Origin of the sequence: Nonomuraea aridisoli (assembly GCF_003236395.1) — a bacterium.
GTDB classification, from domain to species: Bacteria; Actinomycetota; Actinomycetes; order Streptosporangiales; family Streptosporangiaceae; genus Nonomuraea; species Nonomuraea aridisoli.
Genome location: NZ_POUD01000221.1, coordinates 1 through 16048, shown reverse-complemented (window position 1 = coordinate 16048; position 16048 = coordinate 1). Strand labels below are relative to the sequence as shown.

The following is a 16048-nucleotide window of genomic DNA, read 5'->3' as shown; positions in this document are numbered from 1 at the left end:
ACGCCGCCCGCCATCAGGCCGCCCACCCTCTGCCCCTCCGCTGACGGGCTGTGCACCTTCAGCCTCTCCGCTGGCGAGCCGCGCACCCGCAACCCGCCTGCCATCGGCCGGTGGCGCACCCCCATCCGGTCCTCGATCACGTTGGACGCCGCGCGCCCCCGCGACGCCACTGGCGCCACCGGTTGTCGCCACACCCCCCTTGGCATCACGGCGAGCCGCATCGCTCTGCGGCGGCACCGCACGGGGGAGGCCGGTCACGGTGTCAGTGGTGCGAGGCGGGCCGGGTTTCGCCGCGGCGGCCCGTGGTGGCGTGGCGCGGGACGGCGGCCTTCGCTCACCAGCGCCAACGGCACGCGCGTCGTCGGCACCGGGGTCGATGACAGGCGGCGGGCCGCCTGAGGTGAGCCGCCTGGCCACGGCCACCGCGCCGGCCTCGCGCGACATGCCGACCTCCGCCCAGGTCAGGCCGCCGGGCGTGATGTCACGGGCCTGCGCGATGCCGGGATCGATCACCCGGATGGTGCCCACCCCGGACGCGGCCAGCAGGGCGACGACCTGCGCCCCGACGCGCCCCGCGCCGTACACCCGCACCCGTGCCCGTCTGCGCCGTTCGAACAGCGTGAACATGCCGTCGGGAGCGGTGGAGGCGATGTCGAGCGCGTCGAGGTCCGGCTTCAGCCGGTCTCTCTCGGAGAGCGGCAGGTCGCGCAGGCAGCCGGGGCCTGCGGCGGCGTCGTGGAGCACGCCCTGCGCGGCCAGCTGGTCGAGCAGCGAACGGGCACGAGCCTCGTCGAGACCGGCCCGGGCGGCCTCGCGCAGGACGGTCTCCAGATCGCGGGTGCCGTCGAGGGCTTCCACCCACTCCCGGATCTTCCTGGTCAGGCCGCTCAACATGACGGACCGCTGGGGGTGGACGCCGTACTGCAGGGTGCGCTCGTCCCGAGCGATGCGCCGGAGGGACGGCTTCAGACGTGGCCTCATGGCGGGAAAGATTTCACGCCGAAGCAAGATCCCGAGCGACTTCGCCGCCGCCTGTGGACAACTCTCATCTTCCCAGCGTGCCTGTGGACAGTCCACGGAGAACGCGGTGTACACCCGCGCCGGATGGGTGCGTCAGCAGTGGCGGGTCGCGCCGATGACCCGCATCCAGACGGTCGACACGGTACGGGGGCCGTTGCAACAACTGTTCGGCCTGTCCACGGTGGTGGTCACCACGGCGTCGGCGGCCGGCCCGCTGCGGATCGAGGGCCTGGACCACGGCCTGGCGCATTCGATCTGACCGCGGACCCGTTGCACCGCCTGCTGCGCCTGGCCGTCGTGCGTGTCGGCACGGGACACCGGGAGGGCTCCGCCAAGACGGCGGTCGTGTCGCTGAACGCCCTGCGCCGGGCGGATGCGCAGACCCTGCGCTTCAGCCTGGTCCGGCGCGACGGCCCGGACGGGACGGCGGACGAGACGGCGGACCAGACGGCGGACGAGACGATCGCCCGCTTCGACCGGCGGTGGCTGAGGTTCGGGCCGCTGTCCTTCGCCTCGCCGGTGCTGGGCCTCAGCGCGCTGGGCGCGACGTACGAAACCCTCGACATCCTCGGCTACGACCCCGACCACGTGCTCATCCCGTACCTGATCGACCGGCTGGGCGAGGCGGATCTGCTCGTCGTGAGCGTGCTGGCGCTGGTGGGCCTGCTGCTGGTGGGCGCGCTCGGCGCGCTCGGCTGGTACGCCGAGACCTGGTGGGGCTTCCGGCTGGTCCGAGAGCCGTCCGGCGGGCTGCGGGCCTCGCGGGGCCTGTTCGTCACCCGGTCGGCGACGCTGGAGGAGGAACGGCTGCACGGCGTGGAGGTCGCGGAGCCGCTGATGCTGCGGCTCGGCGGCGGCGCCTACACCTACGCCGTGGCGACGGGCGCGCGCGGCGCCGAGGAGGAGAGCAGCACGTTCAACACCAGCGCGCTGCTCCCGCCCGCCCCGATCGTCGAGTCGCACTGGGTGGCCGCCGAGGTCCTGCACGAGGACGAGAACCCGGGGCGGACGGTGAGCCTCGTCCCGCACACGCGGCACGCCCTGGCACGGCGGATCAGGCGGGCGTTCCTCGCCGGTGCGGGCCTCGGCGGTGCGCTGGCCGGTCTCGGGCTGTGGCTGTGGCCGGCGCTGGTGCACGCCGGCTGGATCTGCGCGCTCGCGGTGTGGGCCCGGCGGCCTGCTGTTCGCCCGCGACGGCTACCGCAACCTGGGGCCATGGCATCACGGGAGGCTACCTGGTCGCGCGGCACGGCAGCCTGAAGCGCCGCACGATCGCGCTGAGGCGCGGCGGCGTGATCGGCTGGACGGTCACCCAGTGGGCCTGGCACCGCCGCTCGACGTTGTGCCGGGTCACCGCCACCACGCCAGGCGGGCGGGGCGCGTACCACGTGAAGGACGTGCTGATGGGCGAGGGGCTGCGGTTCGCGGAGAACGCGGTGCCGGGGTTGCTCGCCCCGTTCCTGACCGGACGGCCCTGGGACGGGCGGAGTCCGCAGGGTTACGCTTCCGGGCATGGACGAGATCTTGGTTGACCGTACGGACGACGGCGTGGTCCTCCTCACCCTCAACCGCCCCGACCTCCGCAACTCCATGACCGACGCCATGACCGCCCGCTGGCGCGCCGTCATGGCCGAGCTCGCCGCCGACCGCGAGGCCAGGTGCCTCGTCGTCACCGGGGCCGGCAGCGCGTTCTCCTCCGGCGGCGACCTGTCCTGGCTCGGCGAACGCGGCGCCGAGCCCGTCCCTCGGCTCCGCGACCGCATGCTCGCCTTCTACCGCGACTGGCTCGCGATCACCGAGCTCGAGATCCCCACGATCGCCGCCGTCAACGGCCCCGCCGTCGGGGCCGGCCTGTGCCTGGCGCTGGCCTGCGACCTCGTGTACGCCGCCGACGACGCCAAGCTGCTGGCCCCGTTCACGTCGCTGGGGCTGCACCCGGGGATGGCGGCCACGTACCTGCTGCCCCGGCGGGCGGGGGCCGGGCTGGCGCGCGAGATGCTCCTGACGGGCCGGATCCTGTCCGGAACGGAAGCGGATGTTAAAGGTCTAGTAAATCAATCTTTCCCCAGAAATGACCTTATGTCGCACGTCCGGGACATCGCCACGAAGATCGCCCAGAACGCACCCATTGCCACAAGGCTCACCAAAGTAGCCCTGAACCAAGACCATCAAGACCTGGAAGCCGCGCTGCGGTGGGAATCCCTGGCCCAGCCCGTGACCATGGCCTCCGCCGACATGATCGAGGGTCTGGCCGCACATCGGGAAAGGCGCGTTCCCAAATTCACCGGCTCTTAATCATCTGACCAGCAGAAACAACGTCCGCCCCCTGTGGAATTTCGTCAGTCTCGGCTACCGTGCATATGTGCCCCCCGAGACAGTCGAGGTCCGTCGTAGTTCTCGTCGCCGGCGTACGGTTTCCGCCTACCGCGACGGCGACAAGACGATCGTGCTCCTGCCCGCCTGGCTGAGCGGTGAAGACGCGGATGAATGGGTGAGCCGGATGCTCGATCGGCTGGCCGCCAAGGAACGCCGGCGAAGGCCCACAGACGAGGCCCTGCTGGAGCGGGCCAGGGAGTTGTCGGCCAGATACCTGGGCGGTGAGGCCGATCCCGCGAGCGTGCGCTGGGTCGACAACCAGCAGCACCGCTGGGGCTCCTGCACCCCGGACAACGGCACGATCCGCATCTCCACCAGGCTCAAGGGCCTGCCCGAATGGGTGATCAACTATGTGATCATCCACGAGCTCGCTCACCTGCTGGTGCCGAGCCACGGGCCGAAGTTCTGGAAGCTGGTGGAGCAGTATCCGAAGGCCGAGCGGGCCCGCGGGTTCCTCGAAGGCTTCTCGGCCGCCGCCCACACGGCGCCGGAGGAGTGTTGAAGCGCGTCGTCGCCGTCCTCGTACGCGGCACCATGGCGCGGGCCGCGCCCCCGGGAGTCGACCCCGACACGTTCCTCGCCGCGATCGCCGAGGACACCTACGAGATGGTCGCCGGCCTCGACCTGGTCACGCCGGTCCTGGTCACGAGCGTGCCCGGCCTCGAGGACATCGTCTGGCCCGGCACCGAGACCATCACCGTCGACGACGCCGAGCCGCTGACGGCCGTGCTCGGCCGCCTGCACGCCGACCAGGCGGCCGTGATCGGCGCCGACGCCCCCGACCTGCCGCCGCTGCTGGTCGGCAAGCTGTTCAGGGAGCTGGGCAGGGCCGAGATCACGGTCTGCCCGGCGGAGAACGGCGGAGCCGTGGCCCTCGCCTGCACCCTGCCCGCGCCCGAATGGGCCGAGCCCGACCTCGACGCCGACGACGTGGTCGGCGCGTTGCGCGCCCAGGCCCCCGGCCCGCGCAGGGTCGCGACGATCCCGGGCTGGCACCGCCTGCGCAGCGCCGACGACGTCGCCCGCCTCGACCCGGGTCTGGAGGGCTGGGACAACACCAGGGCCCTGATCAGGGCACGATGAGCCGGGCCAGCACGGCCCGGTGGTCGGTGCGCGGCACGTCCCGCACGCTGACCTCCTTCACCCCGACCCGCCGGTCGACCAGCACGTGGTCGATCGTGATGATCGGCGGCACCGGCTTGTTGGCCGGCCAGGTCGGGATCAGACCGGCGCCCACCTGGTCGGCGGCGTCCTTGTAGCCGCGCGACAGCAGCCCGCGCAGGGCGGCGTGGTCGAGCGAGGCGTTGAAGTCGCCGGCGATGACGCGGACCCGCTGGGGCGAGGCCGAAGGGAGCGCCGCCAGCGCCGCGTTCCAGTCGCTGACCTGCGGGCCCAGCGGCGGGTACGGATGAGCGTCGATGAACTCGATCGGCTCGCCCCCGGGCAGCAGCACCACCGCGGCGGGCATGCGGTGACCCGGCGGGGGCGTCCAGTTCGAGAGAGGCTCGAGCGGGTGTTTGGAGAACAACCCGCTTCCGGTGGCGCTCCACTCGTCCTGCAGCACGCGGTGCGGCATCAGCGTCTTGAGCCCGGCCGCGTCGAGGTCGGCGACCGCGTCCGGGGTCAGCTCCTGCGTGCTCAGCACGTCGGGGTCGAACTCCCGGACGAGCTTCATGACCGTCGCGACGTCCGCCCGGCCGAACAACATGTTGAGCGTCATGACCCGGAACGCCCGGCCCTGCACGGCGTCCGCCGTCCCGAACGCCCTCGGCAGCACGCTGAACCCCAGCGCGGCCGTGGTCAGCAGCGCGACGACGGTGGCGGCGCGCCGGCGCCCGAGCGCGGCGATCAGCAGGGGGACGAGCGAGCCCGCCGCGGCGTACGGGGTCGCGGTCATGAGCTGCGTCGGCAGCGAACCGCGCTCCAGCCCCGCCACCCGGGCGATCGCCCAGGCGGCGAACGGCGTCACGGCCAGCCACGTGAGAGTCGCGGGAAACTTCCGGCGTTTGCGGACGGGTGTCACGATCGTGCCGCCAACGGCAGAAGTTTCCACTCAGGCCCCCTTTTTGGAACGACGCAAGTGGACTCTAGCCAAGGGGCCGCGCGCCGATGACGGCCTGCCCGCGTTTCGCCAGCCGCCGCGTGGCCTCGTCGGTCGGCTCCGGGATCTCGTCGACGGGGTACCAGCGCAGGTCGAGCGACTCGTCACTGATCACGGCCGTGGCCCCGGGCGGCGCCACCGCCGCGTACTCGACGTCGAGATGCCAGCACTGCGGCGGATGGCACCACACGGAGTGCTTGTCGACCGCGAGCGGCCCGGGCAGCAGCTCCAGCCCGGAGATCCCCGACTCCTCCCACGCCTCCCGCAGCGCGACCGCCGCGAGGGACGCGTCGGAGACCTCGCAGTGACCGCCCATCGGCAGCCACCTCTTGGCCTTCGGGTGCAGCGTGAGCAGCACCTGCGCGCCGTCGTGCGACAGCACGGCCGTCGTGGCCGTCAGATGGCCGGGGACGCACTCGCGCAGCATCGCGTCGTCGTGCGCCCGAAGATGCTCCAGGAACTCCACCCGGAGCGCCTCCTCCTCGGGAGTCGGCGCCGCCCAGGCGGACAACACGGCCACCGCGTCGTCGTGCAGGCTCAACTCTTGTCGCCCTCGCCCTCGTCGGGCTTGGCCTCCAGCTGGGAGATGTCCCAGGCCGTCTCCCCGCGGACGAACGCCTGCGGGTCGTCGAGGTCGTCGGCCGTCGGCATGAGGTCGGGGTGGGACCACAGCGCGTCACGCCCGTCGACGCCGCGCGCCTCCTCCAGCGCCCGCCACAGCGCCGCGGCCTCGCGCAGCCGCCGCGGCCGCAGCTCCAGCCCGACCAGCGTGCCGAACGTCAGCTCGGCCGGCCCGCCGGTCGCCCGCCGCCGGCGTACGGTCTCCGCCAGCGCGCCCGCGGAGGGCAGCTTGCCCGCGGCGGCGTGGTCGACCACGGTGGCCACCCACCCCTCGACCAGGGCGAGCGTCGTCTCCAGCCGGGCCAGCGCGGCCTTCTGCCGCTCCGTCTCCTCGGGCTTGAGCAGACCGCCGCCGCTCAGCGCCTCCTGGATGGCCGCGGGGTTGTTGAGGTCGAGGCCGCGGATCTGCTCTTCGAGCGCCGAGGTGTCGACCGTGATGCCCCTGGCGTACTCCTCGACCGCGCCCAGCAGGTGGGAGCGCAGCCACGGAACGTGCTGGAAGAGCCGGTGGTGGGCCGCCTCACGCAGCGCCAGGTAGAGCCGGATCTCGTCGGACGGGGTCTCCAGGCCCTCGCTGAAGGAGGCGATGCCGCCGGGCAGCAGCGCGGCCTGGTCGGACAGCGGCACGCCGATGTCGGTCGTGCCGACCACCTCGCGCGCCAGCGAGCCGATGGCCTGCCCGATCTGCTGGCCGACCATCATGCCGCCCATCTGCTTCAGCATGCCCATCAGCGGCCCGGCCATCTGCTGGGCCTCCGGAGGCAGACCGGATCCGCCGAGTGCGCCGCCCATGGTCTCGACCATGCGCTCGGCGATCGGCTCGCAGAGCTTGCGCCAGACCGGGATGGTGTTCTCGATCCACTCGGAACGACTCCAGGCCTGCGGATTCGACACGCCGCTCGGCAGCGTCGTCGCCTCGTTCAGCCACAGGTCGGCCAGACTGAGCGCGTCGACGATCTGGCGGCGCTCGCCTTCCATGACGCTCGGATCGCCCTGGGCGACCACGGAGTGCCGGGCGATGTTCTTGGCCATGTCCCAGTTGACAGGGCCTGAACCCTGAGGCGCCGACAACATGTCGGCGAACTGGCGCATCGCCTGAGCCATCTGCTCAGGGTTGCCGAACATGGCGAACGGGTTCTCGTTGGGGTCGTTTTCGCGACCTGGCAGGTCAGTCACCGCTCTACCTCGTGCAGGATGGAGGAGTCCACATCCGCCACGTTAGTCGTCCTACGGCGGATCAGTGCAAAGTGAGGACCTGGTGCCTACCTCGAAACGCCCGCGCCAACCCGTCGTCGCCGTGACGGGAGCCGCCTCCGGCTTGGGCCGCGAGCTGCTCTCGAGGCTCGTATCCTCCGCGGATTTCCGCAGAGTGGTGGCCATCGACGAGCAGCGCGGCGACATCCAGGAGGCCACCTGGAGAGAGATCGACGTACGGGATCCGCTCTTGGCGAACCGGATCTCCGACATCGACGTGCTGGTCCATCTGGCCGGTGACTACGCCGTCGACTCCGACCCGGCCGAGCGGCGGGCGTACAACCTGCGCGCCGCCCAGACCGTCCTCACGGCCTGCGCCGCCGCCCGCGTGCGCCGCGTCGTCCTGGTGACGAGCGCGATGGTGTACGGCGCCGCCCCCGACAACGAGGTGCCGTTGCCCGAGGACTCCCCGGTGGCCGCCGAGCCCGACACCGGCGTGGTCGGCGACTTCCTGGAGATCGAGGCCGTGGCGCGCAGGTCGCTGCGCAGCCACCCCGGCCTGGAGGTGACGGTGCTGCGCCCGGCCGCCGTGGTCGGGCCAGGCGTCGACACGGTGATCACCCGCCACTTCGAGTCGCCCAGGCTCCTGACCGTCAAGGGCTGCAGCCCCCACTGGCAGTTCTGCCACATCGACGATCTGCTCTCGGCGCTCGAGCTGGCCGCCCGCGGCGACGTCAGCGGCGTGGTGGCGGTCGGCTCCGACGGCTGGATCGGCCACGAGAAGGTCGAGGAGCTCTCCGGCATCCGCAGCCTGGAGCTCCCGGCCGGGCTCACGTTCGGCACGGCGCAGCGCCTGCACCGCCTCGGCGTCACCCCGGCCCCCGCGACCGACCTGCACTACGTCGTCTACCCGTGGGTGGTCGACTGCACGACCCTGCGTGAGGCCGGATGGAAGCCGGCGTGGACCAATGAGGCCGCCCTCGAGCAGCTGCTCGAGCTGCGCGGCGAGAACCGCACGACCGTGGTCGGCAGGCGCCTGCCCGTCAAGGAGGCCACCCTCACCGCCGCCGGCGCCACCGTGGCCGTCATCGGCACCGCCGCGATCGTCCGCCAGGTTCGTAAGAAGCGGCGCCAGTAAAGGTTAGGCTTTTTGTCGTGGACGTCATCCGGTTGCTCGGCATACGAGACACCCCGCTCTCCGTGGACGAAGTGCTGGCCGCCGTCGGCGACCACGCAGCAGGCGGCACCACGTTCTTCGTGGGCACCGTGCGCGAGCAGGACCACGGCAAGCCCGTCACCCGGCTCTCCTACTCGGCGCACCCGACGGCGGAGGCCGAACTGCGGCAGGTGGCCGAGAAGGTCGCCGCCGACTTCCCCGTGACGGCGCTGGCCGCCGTCCACCGCGTGGGCGACCTCGAGCTCGGCGACACCGCCGTCATCGTCGCCGTCGCCGCGCCCCACCGCGACGAGGCGTTCCGGGCCGCCAGGCGGCTGATCGACGACCTCAAGGCCAACGTGCCGATCTGGAAGCACCAGGTGTTCGCCGACGGCGAGACCGAGTGGGTCGGCGCCGGCGAATAAGCTCTTCGACATGTCACGACGCGCCCTCACCCTGCTGATCGCGGGATTCCTCGTGCTCGCGCTGGGGGTGATCGGCGCCTTCCAGCCGGTCCCGTACGTCGTGCTGAGCCCGGGTCCGACGGAGAACACCATCGGCGAGGTCGACAAGAAGCCGGTCATCTCGATCAAGGACCGCCAGACCTATCCGACCAGCGGCGCGCTGAGTCTCGTGACGGTCGCCTACCAGGGCGGCCCCAACGCCCGCATCGATTTGCTGACGGCGCTGCGCGGCTGGATCGACCCCTCCGTCGCGGTGGTCCCCGAGGAGACCATCTTCGCCCCCGACCGCACCGCCCAGGAGGTCGAGGAGGAGAACACCGTCGAGATGAGCAACTCCCAGGAGACCGCGACCGCCGCCGCGCTCAACGAGCTCAAGATCCCCTACAAGATGGTCGTGACCGTCGCGACCACGCAGAAGGGCCGCCCAGCGGACGGCAAGCTGCGCGCCGAAGACGTGATCGACTCCGTCGACGGCAAGCCGGCGAGCGACGTCAACGTCGTGGGCGACACGGTCAAGGCGCACAAGCCGGGCGAGACCGTGGTCTTCGGCGTCACCCGTGGTCAGGAGAAGCTCGAGATCTCCGTGCCGACGGTGGCCGGCGAGGAGGGGCAGGCCCTGGTGGGCGTGGAGATGAGGGCCGCCTACCAGTTCCCGTTCGACGTCGACATCAACGTGGGCGACGTCGGCGGGCCCAGCGCCGGGCTGATGTTCTCGCTCGGCATCGTCGACAAGCTCACACCGGGCGAGCTGACCGGCGGCAAGAAGATCGCCGGCACCGGCACCATCGACTCGACGGGCCAGGTCGGCCCGATCGGCGGCATCGCGCAGAAGATGGTCGGCGCCAAGGAGTCGGGTGCCACGATCTTCCTGACCCCCGCCGACAACTGCGCCGAGGCCATGCGCGCCGCGCCCGACGGGCTGCGGCTCGTACGCGCCGACACGCTCCACGGCGCCGTCCAGGCGCTCGACGCGCTGCGCACGGGAAACGGAAATGTTCCCGCATGTGAGGCCGGATGAAACTTCCTGCGGTCGCCGTGCGTTAGTCGTAGGGCTGGCACAGCGGTGTAGGTTGCCAGACACGGACCGTTTCTTCATTACGACGAGGGGTTGGCCTTGAGCTTCCGGACCCCAGGAGCCGGCAGGGCGATGCGCTTGCCCCGCCGACCGCGACTGTTTCTTCCTGTGGTGATCGCCCTCGTGGTGATCGTTGCCCTGTTCTTCTTTTTCTCGGGCATTTATACCGACTATCTGTGGTTCGACTCGACCGGCTTCACGTCGGTCTTCTCCGGCGTGCTGCTGACGCAGATCGTGCTGTTCCTCGTCGGAGCGGCGTTGATGGTCGGCATCGCCGGCGGCAACATGCTGCTGGCCTTCCGTACGCGGCCGATGTTCGGGCCCGCGATGTTCGGCGGCAGCAGTGGCGCCGACCGCTATCGCATGGCGCTCGACCCCCACCGCAAGCTGATCTTCATCGTCGGCATGGGGCTGCTCGCGCTCTTCTCCGGCTCCTCGTTCGCGGGGCAGTGGCAGACGTGGCTGCAGTTCGTCAACGGTGCGCCGTTCGGCAGGCAGGACCCGCAGTTCGGCTACGACATCTCCTTCTTCATGTTCGACTATCCGTTCATCCGGATGGTGCTGAACTTCCTGTTCACCGCCGTGATCATCTCGATCGCGCTGGCGGCGATCACCCACTACCTCTACGGCGGTTTCCGCCTGCAGTCGCCAGGCGTGCACGCCTCCAAGGCCGCCCGCATCCACCTGTCGGTGCTGCTGGGCGTCTTCGTCCTGCTCAAGGCCATCGCGTACTTCATGGACCGGTTCGGCCTGGTCTTCTCCGACCGGGGCTTCGTGCACGGCGCGTCCTACACCGACGTCAACGCCGTGCTGCCGGCCAAGACCATCCTCGCGATCATCGCGCTGATCTGCGCCGCGCTCTTCTTCGCCGGCGTCTTCCGCTCGGGCGGCATGCTGCCCGGCGTCTCCTTCGGCCTGCTCGTGCTCTCGGCCATCCTGATCGGCGGCGTCTACCCGGCGCTGGTCGAGCAGTTCCAGGTCAAGCCCAACCAGCAGGGCAAGGAAGCGCCGTACATCCAGCGCAACATCCAGGCCACCCGCGAGGCGTACGGCGTCGACAACACCAAGGTCGAGACCTACAACGCCCAGGCCGACCCGACGAAGGTCCAGGCCAACGGCGACACCTCGGTGTCCGGCGTGCGCCTGCTCGACCCGAGCCTGGTCTCCTCGACGTACGAGCAGACGCAGCGGATCAGAGGCTTCTACAGCTTCCCCGACCCGCTCGACGTCGACCGCTACCCCGACGGCAGCGGCAAGCTGATCGACCACATCGTCGGCGTCCGTGAGCTGACCGGCCCGCCCGAGGGCCAGAACAACTGGATCAACCGGGCGCTCGTCTACACCCACGGCTACGGCTTCGTCGCCGCGCCCGGCAACCAGGTCGACTCCAGCGGTCTGCCCGCCTACGACGCGAAGGACATGCCGGTCACCGGCCCGCTGGTCGAGAGCACCAAGCTCAAGGAACCGCGCGTCTACTACGGCGAGAGCTCGATCGGCGACGACTACGTGATCGCCGGCGGCAACCCGCAGCAGCCGCAGGAGCTCGACTACCCGGAGACCGGCGGCACCGGCCAGAAGAACACCACCTACACCGGCGCCGGCGGCGTCCCCGTGGGCTCGTTCTTCAACCGGATGCTCTACGCCGCCAAGTACGGCGAGGCCAACATCGTCCTGTCCGGCGACATCAACGACAACTCCAAGATCCTGTACGTCCGCAACCCGCGTGACAGGGTCCAGAAGGTCGCGCCGTTCCTGACCCTCGACGGCAACCCGTACCCGGCCATCGTCGACGGCCGCATCCAGTGGATCGTGGACGGCTACACCACGTCCAACGACTACCCGTACTCCCAGAGCGAGAGCCTGGGCGAGATGACGCGCGACACGTCCACCGACCGCCGGGTGATCGCCCAGCAGCCGGTCGACCACGTCAACTACATGCGCAACTCGGTGAAGGCCACGGTCGACGCCTACGACGGCACGGTCCGGCTCTACGCCTGGGACGACAAGGACCCGGTGCTCAAGACCTGGAGCAACGCCTTCCCCGGCGTCATCCGCCCGGCCACGGAGATGAGCGCCGACCTGCGCCAGCACGTCCGCTACCCGGAAGACCTGTTCAAGGTGCAGCGCTACACCCTGTCGCGCTACCACATCACCGACCCGGCCGCCTTCTACAGCGGTCAGGACTTCTGGAACGTCCCGGGCGACCCGACGCAGGGCGACCGCAACATCAAGCAGCCGCCCTACTACCTGACCACCACGATGCCGGGCGGCACGCCGACGTTCTCGCTGACGACCACGTTCGTGCCGCGGCAGGGGCCCAACCTGGCGGCGTTCATGGCGGTCAACTCCCAGGCGGGCAGCAACTACGGACAGATCCGCATCCTGCGGATGCCGTCCAGCACGCCCATCCCGGGTCCCGGCCAGGCACAGAACGCCTTCCAAAGCCGGTTCGCCGGTGAGCTCAACCTGCTCGGCGTCGGCGCCTCGTCGGTCCGCTACGGCAACCTGCTGACCCTCCCGTACGCGGGCGGTCTGGTCTACATCGAGCCGGTGTACATCCAGGTGGCCGCGGGCGGCGGTCAGGAGCCGTACCCGATCCTGCAGCGCGTGCTGGTGTCGTTCGGCTCCAAGATCGGCGTCGGCCGCACCCTGGACGAGGCGCTCCAGCAGGTCTTCGGCACCGAGCAGGAGCAGCAGCAACAGCAGCCCACCGAGGAGCAGGAGACCGAGGCCAGGCCCGACCAGGCCGCCACGGCGCTGAACACCGCGATCGCCAACGCCAAGAAGGCGTACGACGACGCGCAGAAGGCCCTGCAGGCCAGCCCGCCCGACTGGGACGCCTACGGCGACGCCCAGCGGCGGCTGGACGAGGCGCTGCGGGCGCTGGAGGGCGCGAACGCGCAGCAGGCGCCGCCGTCGCCCAGCCCGTCGCCCACCGGCACGCCGCCGGCGACCCCGCCGGCGACACCGCCTGCCACGCCTCCGGCGTCGCCGCCACCTGCGACGCCGCCCGCGTCCGCCAACCCGTCACCGGCGCCCACAGGGTCGCAGGCGGGAGCCACGGGCACCTCATAACCGCATTGGGTTTGCGCACACCCCGCTGTCGCCGATAGGCTTGCAAAGCACGACGACGCGGGGTGGAGCAGTTCGGTAGCTCGCTGGGCTCATAACCCAGAGGTCGCAGGTTCAAATCCTGCCCCCGCTACCACGATGAAGGGCCCGGGATCCGGTGACGGAGACCGGGCCTTTCCCGTGAAAGCAAGACCATGGTCAGAGCACTCCCTCGGGCCTGTATGCTTAAGAAGCAACACACCGACGCGGGGTGGAGCAGTTCGGTAGCTCGCTGGGCTCATAACCCAGAGGTCGCAGGTTCAAATCCTGTCCCCGCTACCAAGCAAAGTCCCCGGCCACCGGATCATCCGGCGGCCGGGGACTTTTTCGTTTCCACGACCCTTGTCCGCTCCCCGCAGCGATGATTACATGATTACGTGACTGATGACGCAGTGCCGACACTGTACGCATGGGCCGGCGGCGCCGAGGCGTTCGAGCGGCTGACCGAGGTCTTCTACCGCAGCGTGGTGAAGGACGACCTGATCGGCCCGCTGTTCGCGCACATGGACGCCGACCACCCGAAACATGTGGCGATGTGGCTCAGTGAGGTCTTCGGCGGCCCCGACCGCTACACCAAGGAGCGCGGCGGTTACACCGTCATGCTGCGCCACCACCTCGGCAAGGCGATCACCGAACCGCAGCGCCGCCGATGGGTCGACCTGCTCATGGACGCGGCCGACGAGGCCGGGCTTCCCGACGACCCCGAGTTCAGGGCCGCGTTCGCCGGCTACATCGAATGGGGCACCCGGCTGGCCCGGCACAACTCCCAGCCTGGCGCCACGCCTCCGATCGAGGCCCCCGTCCCGCGCTGGGGCTGGGGGGTCGCGCCGCCGTACCAGCCGTAATCTGGAGGAATGGGAGGCAGACCCAGAGGCCGGCTCCGCACGCGCACTCCGCGGGGGTGCGCATGACGCGGGTGCTCGTGGTCGACGACGAGCCGCAGCTGCTGCGCGCGCTACGGATCAACCTGGCCGCCCGGCACTACGAGGCCGCCGTCGCCCCCGACGGCGGCACCGCGCTGCGCCTGGCCGCCGAGTGGCATCCCGACCTGATCATCCTCGATCTCGGGCTGCCCGACCTCGACGGGGTGGAGGTCATCGAGGGCCTGCGGGGCTGGACCTCCGTGCCGATCATCGTGCTGTCGGGACGTACGGACAGCACTGACAAGGTCGACGCGCTCGACGCCGGCGCCGACGACTATGTGACGAAACCGTTCAGCATCGACGAACTGCTCGCGCGGCTGCGCGCGGTGACCCGCCGCATGGGGCAGCCGGAGGAGGAGAACGCCACCGTACGGGTCGGCGACCACGTCGTCGACCTCGCGAGCAAGACCATCTCGGGAGGCGTGCACCTCACGCCGACGGAATGGCACTTCCTGGAGACCCTGCTGCGCAACCCCGGCAAGCTGGTCACCCAGCGCCAGCTGCTCACGGAGGTCTGGGGAAGCAACTACCTCAAAGAGACCCACTACCTACGGCAGTACATGGCGCAGTTGCGCCGCAAGCTCGAGCGCGACCCGGCCCATCCGGTCCACCTGCTCACGGAGCCGGGCATGGGCTACCGGTTCCAACCGGGGTAGAGCGCTCGTCAGCCACTGTGGTTCCGCATGCCGTGCATGACCATCCAGGCGGCCTTCTGCACGGCCCACCCCAGCAGCGTGGCCCCGAACACGACCTGAACGATCCGCATCCAGACGGACGATCCGTGGTCCGCGTAGATCACCACGCCGACCCACAACACGCCAAATATCCCGACCAGGATGATTGCCGCCCAATTCAGCCCCCGCTGCAACATACGCGGAAGTCTGACAGTTGGTCACCCAAGGTGGGGTATGTCCGAAGTTGTCATCCCGCCAACGAGATCAGTGGGGGAGCCGCCGGCCCGTGCTGACGCATCGGCGCAGGCGAAGCTCCCGGGGACGCCGCTGCGGAGGGTTCTCCAGACTGGCGAGCAACTCGGCCGCCGCCCGGGCGTCGGAGAGGATGCGCTCCGCCGTCTCGCCGTCCTCGGGCAACTGTCCGCGCGTGGACAACTCATGCCGGACGAACGCCAGCGGGTCGGGCGCCCCCAGCAGCTCGGCCGCCATCGTGGCCCGCGCCGCCGTCAGCAACCGCAGATAGTGGGTACGCAGGATCGCCTCGCGCAGATGTGAGTGCTCGAGGTCGTCGACCAGGGTCCGGGCGACCGCCAGCACGTCGCCGGCCTCGGCGGTGTCGTCGGCGAGGAAGGCGCGGATGTCGTCGAACTCCGAGCGGGTCATGGCGGATACCTCCGAGAGCGCAGTCTGCTCGTACGTACTTCGTACCGGGAGGCGATTGCGGATGACTTGCCGTCGGCTTGTCCCGGCGCCGCCGTATGGACGTTCGTGGCAGAGGTTTGAGGATCACCAGGGGAGGGAAGGACTCAGAGATTACGTGTGACGGCCTGGGTAGGCGCGTCAGGCTGCTAGAGTTGCTTCCCGCAGGGCGATCAACGGGGCTTCTCAGCCCCGAAGATGCCCGGCAAATCCCACTACCTTCAGGCTCGTCCGTTGACGGTACGAACCACGTCGGAACGGCTGGTAAGTTAGAGGGGTTGTCTCCGAAAGGGGGCAGGGCTTAATTCCCGCAGATCGAGCAAGTCCGGTCAATTTGACAGGAACTTGAACGGCTGAAAGAATTAAGACACAACGAAAGACGAAATGAACGCCTCCGAGCGGGGATCACGAGAGTGGTTCTGGTGAGGAAGTACGCGTCCGTTTCTTGAGAACTCAACAGTGTGTTAAAAGCCAGTGCATGATTTTCATGCAACACCTCGTCAAGAATGATTGACGGTTTTGCTTGGACGAAGTTTCCAACAGCATTGTTTGGAGAGTTTGATCCTGGCTCAGGACGAACGCTGGCGGCGTGCTTAACACATGCAAGTCGAGCGGAAAGGCCCTTCGGGGTACT

At 69.9% G+C, this 16048-nt stretch carries 17 protein-coding genes, 2 tRNA genes, 1 rRNA gene and 1 pseudogene; 15 read left to right on the top strand and 6 right to left on the bottom strand.

Annotated elements, in window-relative coordinates:
- A partial coding sequence (locus C1J01_RS35885) for a ThiF family adenylyltransferase (protein ID WP_328589708.1) occupies positions 1 to 981 on the bottom strand: 981 nt, incomplete at its 3' end.
- A 94-nt stretch (positions 982 to 1075) separates the two neighbouring features.
- Between C1J01_RS35885 and C1J01_RS52605 the strand changes: the two are divergent.
- The 6 genes and pseudogenes from C1J01_RS52605 to C1J01_RS35860 all read left to right on the top strand — a co-directional run.
- Positions 1076 to 1279, top strand: a pseudogene (locus C1J01_RS52605) (PH domain-containing protein); the annotation flags it as partial.
- 11 nt (positions 1280 to 1290) lie between these two features.
- Positions 1291 to 2280 (top strand): twin-arginine translocation signal domain-containing protein, encoded by a 990-nt coding sequence (locus C1J01_RS35875; protein ID WP_111183414.1) that lies wholly within the window; start codon positions 1291 to 1293, stop codon positions 2278 to 2280.
- Between the two features lie 32 nt (positions 2281 to 2312).
- Complete coding sequence (locus tag C1J01_RS49275) at positions 2313 to 2552, top strand: hypothetical protein (RefSeq protein ID WP_146615844.1); 240 nt, start codon at positions 2313 to 2315, stop codon at positions 2550 to 2552.
- A complete protein-coding gene (locus C1J01_RS35870; protein ID WP_111183413.1) occupies positions 2533 to 3315 on the top strand; it encodes an enoyl-CoA hydratase/isomerase family protein in 783 nt (260 codons plus the stop codon). Before C1J01_RS49275 ends, C1J01_RS35870 begins: the two co-directional genes overlap by 20 nt.
- A gap of 67 nt (positions 3316 to 3382) precedes the next feature.
- Positions 3383 to 3898, top strand: a complete 516-nt coding sequence (locus C1J01_RS35865) for a M48 metallopeptidase family protein (protein WP_181449146.1) — start codon at positions 3383 to 3385, stop codon at positions 3896 to 3898.
- Entirely contained in the window at positions 3895 to 4479 is a 585-nt protein-coding gene (locus tag C1J01_RS35860) for a DUF2064 domain-containing protein (protein WP_111183411.1), read from the top strand. Before C1J01_RS35865 ends, C1J01_RS35860 begins: the two co-directional genes overlap by 4 nt.
- On the opposite strand, the gene C1J01_RS35855 is transcribed toward C1J01_RS35860, so the two are convergent.
- The 3 genes from C1J01_RS35855 to C1J01_RS35845 are packed head-to-tail and all read right to left on the bottom strand — an operon-like array spanning position 4466 to position 7243.
- Positions 4466 to 5449: an endonuclease/exonuclease/phosphatase family protein gene (locus C1J01_RS35855; protein WP_111183410.1), complete on the bottom strand. Its 984-nt coding sequence runs from the start codon at positions 5447 to 5449 to the stop codon at positions 4466 to 4468. The two genes, C1J01_RS35860 and C1J01_RS35855, sit on opposite strands and share 14 nt — an antisense overlap.
- Positions 5450 to 5483: 34 nt before the next feature.
- Positions 5484 to 6038 (bottom strand): NUDIX hydrolase, encoded by a 555-nt coding sequence (locus C1J01_RS35850; protein ID WP_111183409.1) that lies wholly within the window; start codon positions 6036 to 6038, stop codon positions 5484 to 5486.
- On the bottom strand, positions 6035 to 7243 hold the full coding sequence (locus C1J01_RS35845; RefSeq protein ID WP_111183417.1) for a zinc-dependent metalloprotease: 1209 nt from the start codon (positions 7241 to 7243) through the stop codon (positions 6035 to 6037). The genes C1J01_RS35850 and C1J01_RS35845 overlap by 4 nt, the downstream gene beginning before the upstream one ends.
- A gap of 130 nt (positions 7244 to 7373) precedes the next feature.
- Between C1J01_RS35845 and C1J01_RS35840 the strand changes: the two genes are divergently transcribed.
- From C1J01_RS35840 to C1J01_RS35805, 8 genes are all read left to right on the top strand, one after another.
- Positions 7374 to 8450: an NAD-dependent epimerase/dehydratase family protein gene (locus C1J01_RS35840; RefSeq protein ID WP_111183416.1), complete on the top strand. Its 1077-nt coding sequence runs from the start codon at positions 7374 to 7376 to the stop codon at positions 8448 to 8450.
- A gap of 17 nt (positions 8451 to 8467) precedes the next feature.
- Positions 8468 to 8893, top strand: a complete 426-nt coding sequence (locus tag C1J01_RS35835; RefSeq protein ID WP_111183408.1) for a molybdenum cofactor biosynthesis protein MoaE — start codon at positions 8468 to 8470, stop codon at positions 8891 to 8893.
- A 10-nt stretch (positions 8894 to 8903) separates the two neighbouring features.
- Positions 8904 to 9950 (top strand): YlbL family protein, encoded by a 1047-nt coding sequence (locus C1J01_RS35830; RefSeq protein WP_111183407.1) that lies wholly within the window; start codon positions 8904 to 8906, stop codon positions 9948 to 9950.
- A gap of 129 nt (positions 9951 to 10079) precedes the next feature.
- Positions 10080 to 13082 (top strand): UPF0182 family membrane protein, encoded by a 3003-nt coding sequence (locus tag C1J01_RS35825; RefSeq protein ID WP_111183406.1) that lies wholly within the window; start codon positions 10080 to 10082, stop codon positions 13080 to 13082.
- A gap of 56 nt (positions 13083 to 13138) precedes the next feature.
- Positions 13139 to 13215, top strand: a tRNA-Met gene (locus C1J01_RS35820).
- Between the two features lie 108 nt (positions 13216 to 13323).
- Positions 13324 to 13400, top strand: a tRNA-Met gene (locus tag C1J01_RS35815).
- A 95-nt stretch (positions 13401 to 13495) separates the two neighbouring features.
- Positions 13496 to 13963, top strand: a complete 468-nt coding sequence (locus tag C1J01_RS35810) for a group II truncated hemoglobin (RefSeq protein WP_111183405.1) — start codon at positions 13496 to 13498, stop codon at positions 13961 to 13963.
- 62 nt (positions 13964 to 14025) lie between these two features.
- A complete protein-coding gene (locus C1J01_RS35805; RefSeq protein WP_111183404.1) occupies positions 14026 to 14697 on the top strand; it encodes a response regulator in 672 nt (223 codons plus the stop codon).
- An 8-nt stretch (positions 14698 to 14705) separates the two neighbouring features.
- Here C1J01_RS35805 and C1J01_RS35800 read toward each other — a convergent pair whose 3' ends face one another.
- The gene (locus tag C1J01_RS35800) at positions 14706 to 14912 is read right to left on the bottom strand and encodes a hypothetical protein (protein WP_111183403.1); all 207 of its coding nucleotides are present in this window, start codon (positions 14910 to 14912) and stop codon (positions 14706 to 14708) included.
- Positions 14913 to 14979: 67 nt separating this feature from the next.
- Positions 14980 to 15378, bottom strand: a complete 399-nt coding sequence (locus tag C1J01_RS35795; RefSeq protein WP_111183402.1) for a hypothetical protein — start codon at positions 15376 to 15378, stop codon at positions 14980 to 14982.
- A gap of 582 nt (positions 15379 to 15960) precedes the next feature.
- Between C1J01_RS35795 and C1J01_RS35790 the strand changes: the two genes are divergently transcribed.
- Positions 15961 to 16048: ribosomal RNA gene (locus tag C1J01_RS35790) — 16S ribosomal RNA — on the top strand; the annotation flags it as partial.

What these genes read in the sequence shown, in the direction of transcription:
- C1J01_RS35870 (WP_111183413.1), top strand. Translation starts at nt 2,533, where the DNA reads ATGGACGAGATCTTGGTTGACCGTACGGACGACGGCGTGGTCCTCCTC.
- C1J01_RS35845 (WP_111183417.1), bottom strand. Translation starts at nt 7,243, where the DNA reads ATGTTCGGCAACCCTGAGCAGATGGCTCAGGCGATGCGCCAGTTCGCC.
- C1J01_RS35830 (WP_111183407.1), top strand. Translation starts at nt 8,904, where the DNA reads ATGTCACGACGCGCCCTCACCCTGCTGATCGCGGGATTCCTCGTGCTC.
- C1J01_RS35825 (WP_111183406.1), top strand. Translation starts at nt 10,080, where the DNA reads ATGCGCTTGCCCCGCCGACCGCGACTGTTTCTTCCTGTGGTGATCGCC.
- C1J01_RS35805 (WP_111183404.1), top strand. Translation starts at nt 14,026, where the DNA reads ATGACGCGGGTGCTCGTGGTCGACGACGAGCCGCAGCTGCTGCGCGCG.
- C1J01_RS35800 (WP_111183403.1), bottom strand. Translation starts at nt 14,912, where the DNA reads ATGTTGCAGCGGGGGCTGAATTGGGCGGCAATCATCCTGGTCGGGATA.
- C1J01_RS35795 (WP_111183402.1), bottom strand. Translation starts at nt 15,378, where the DNA reads ATGACCCGCTCGGAGTTCGACGACATCCGCGCCTTCCTCGCCGACGAC.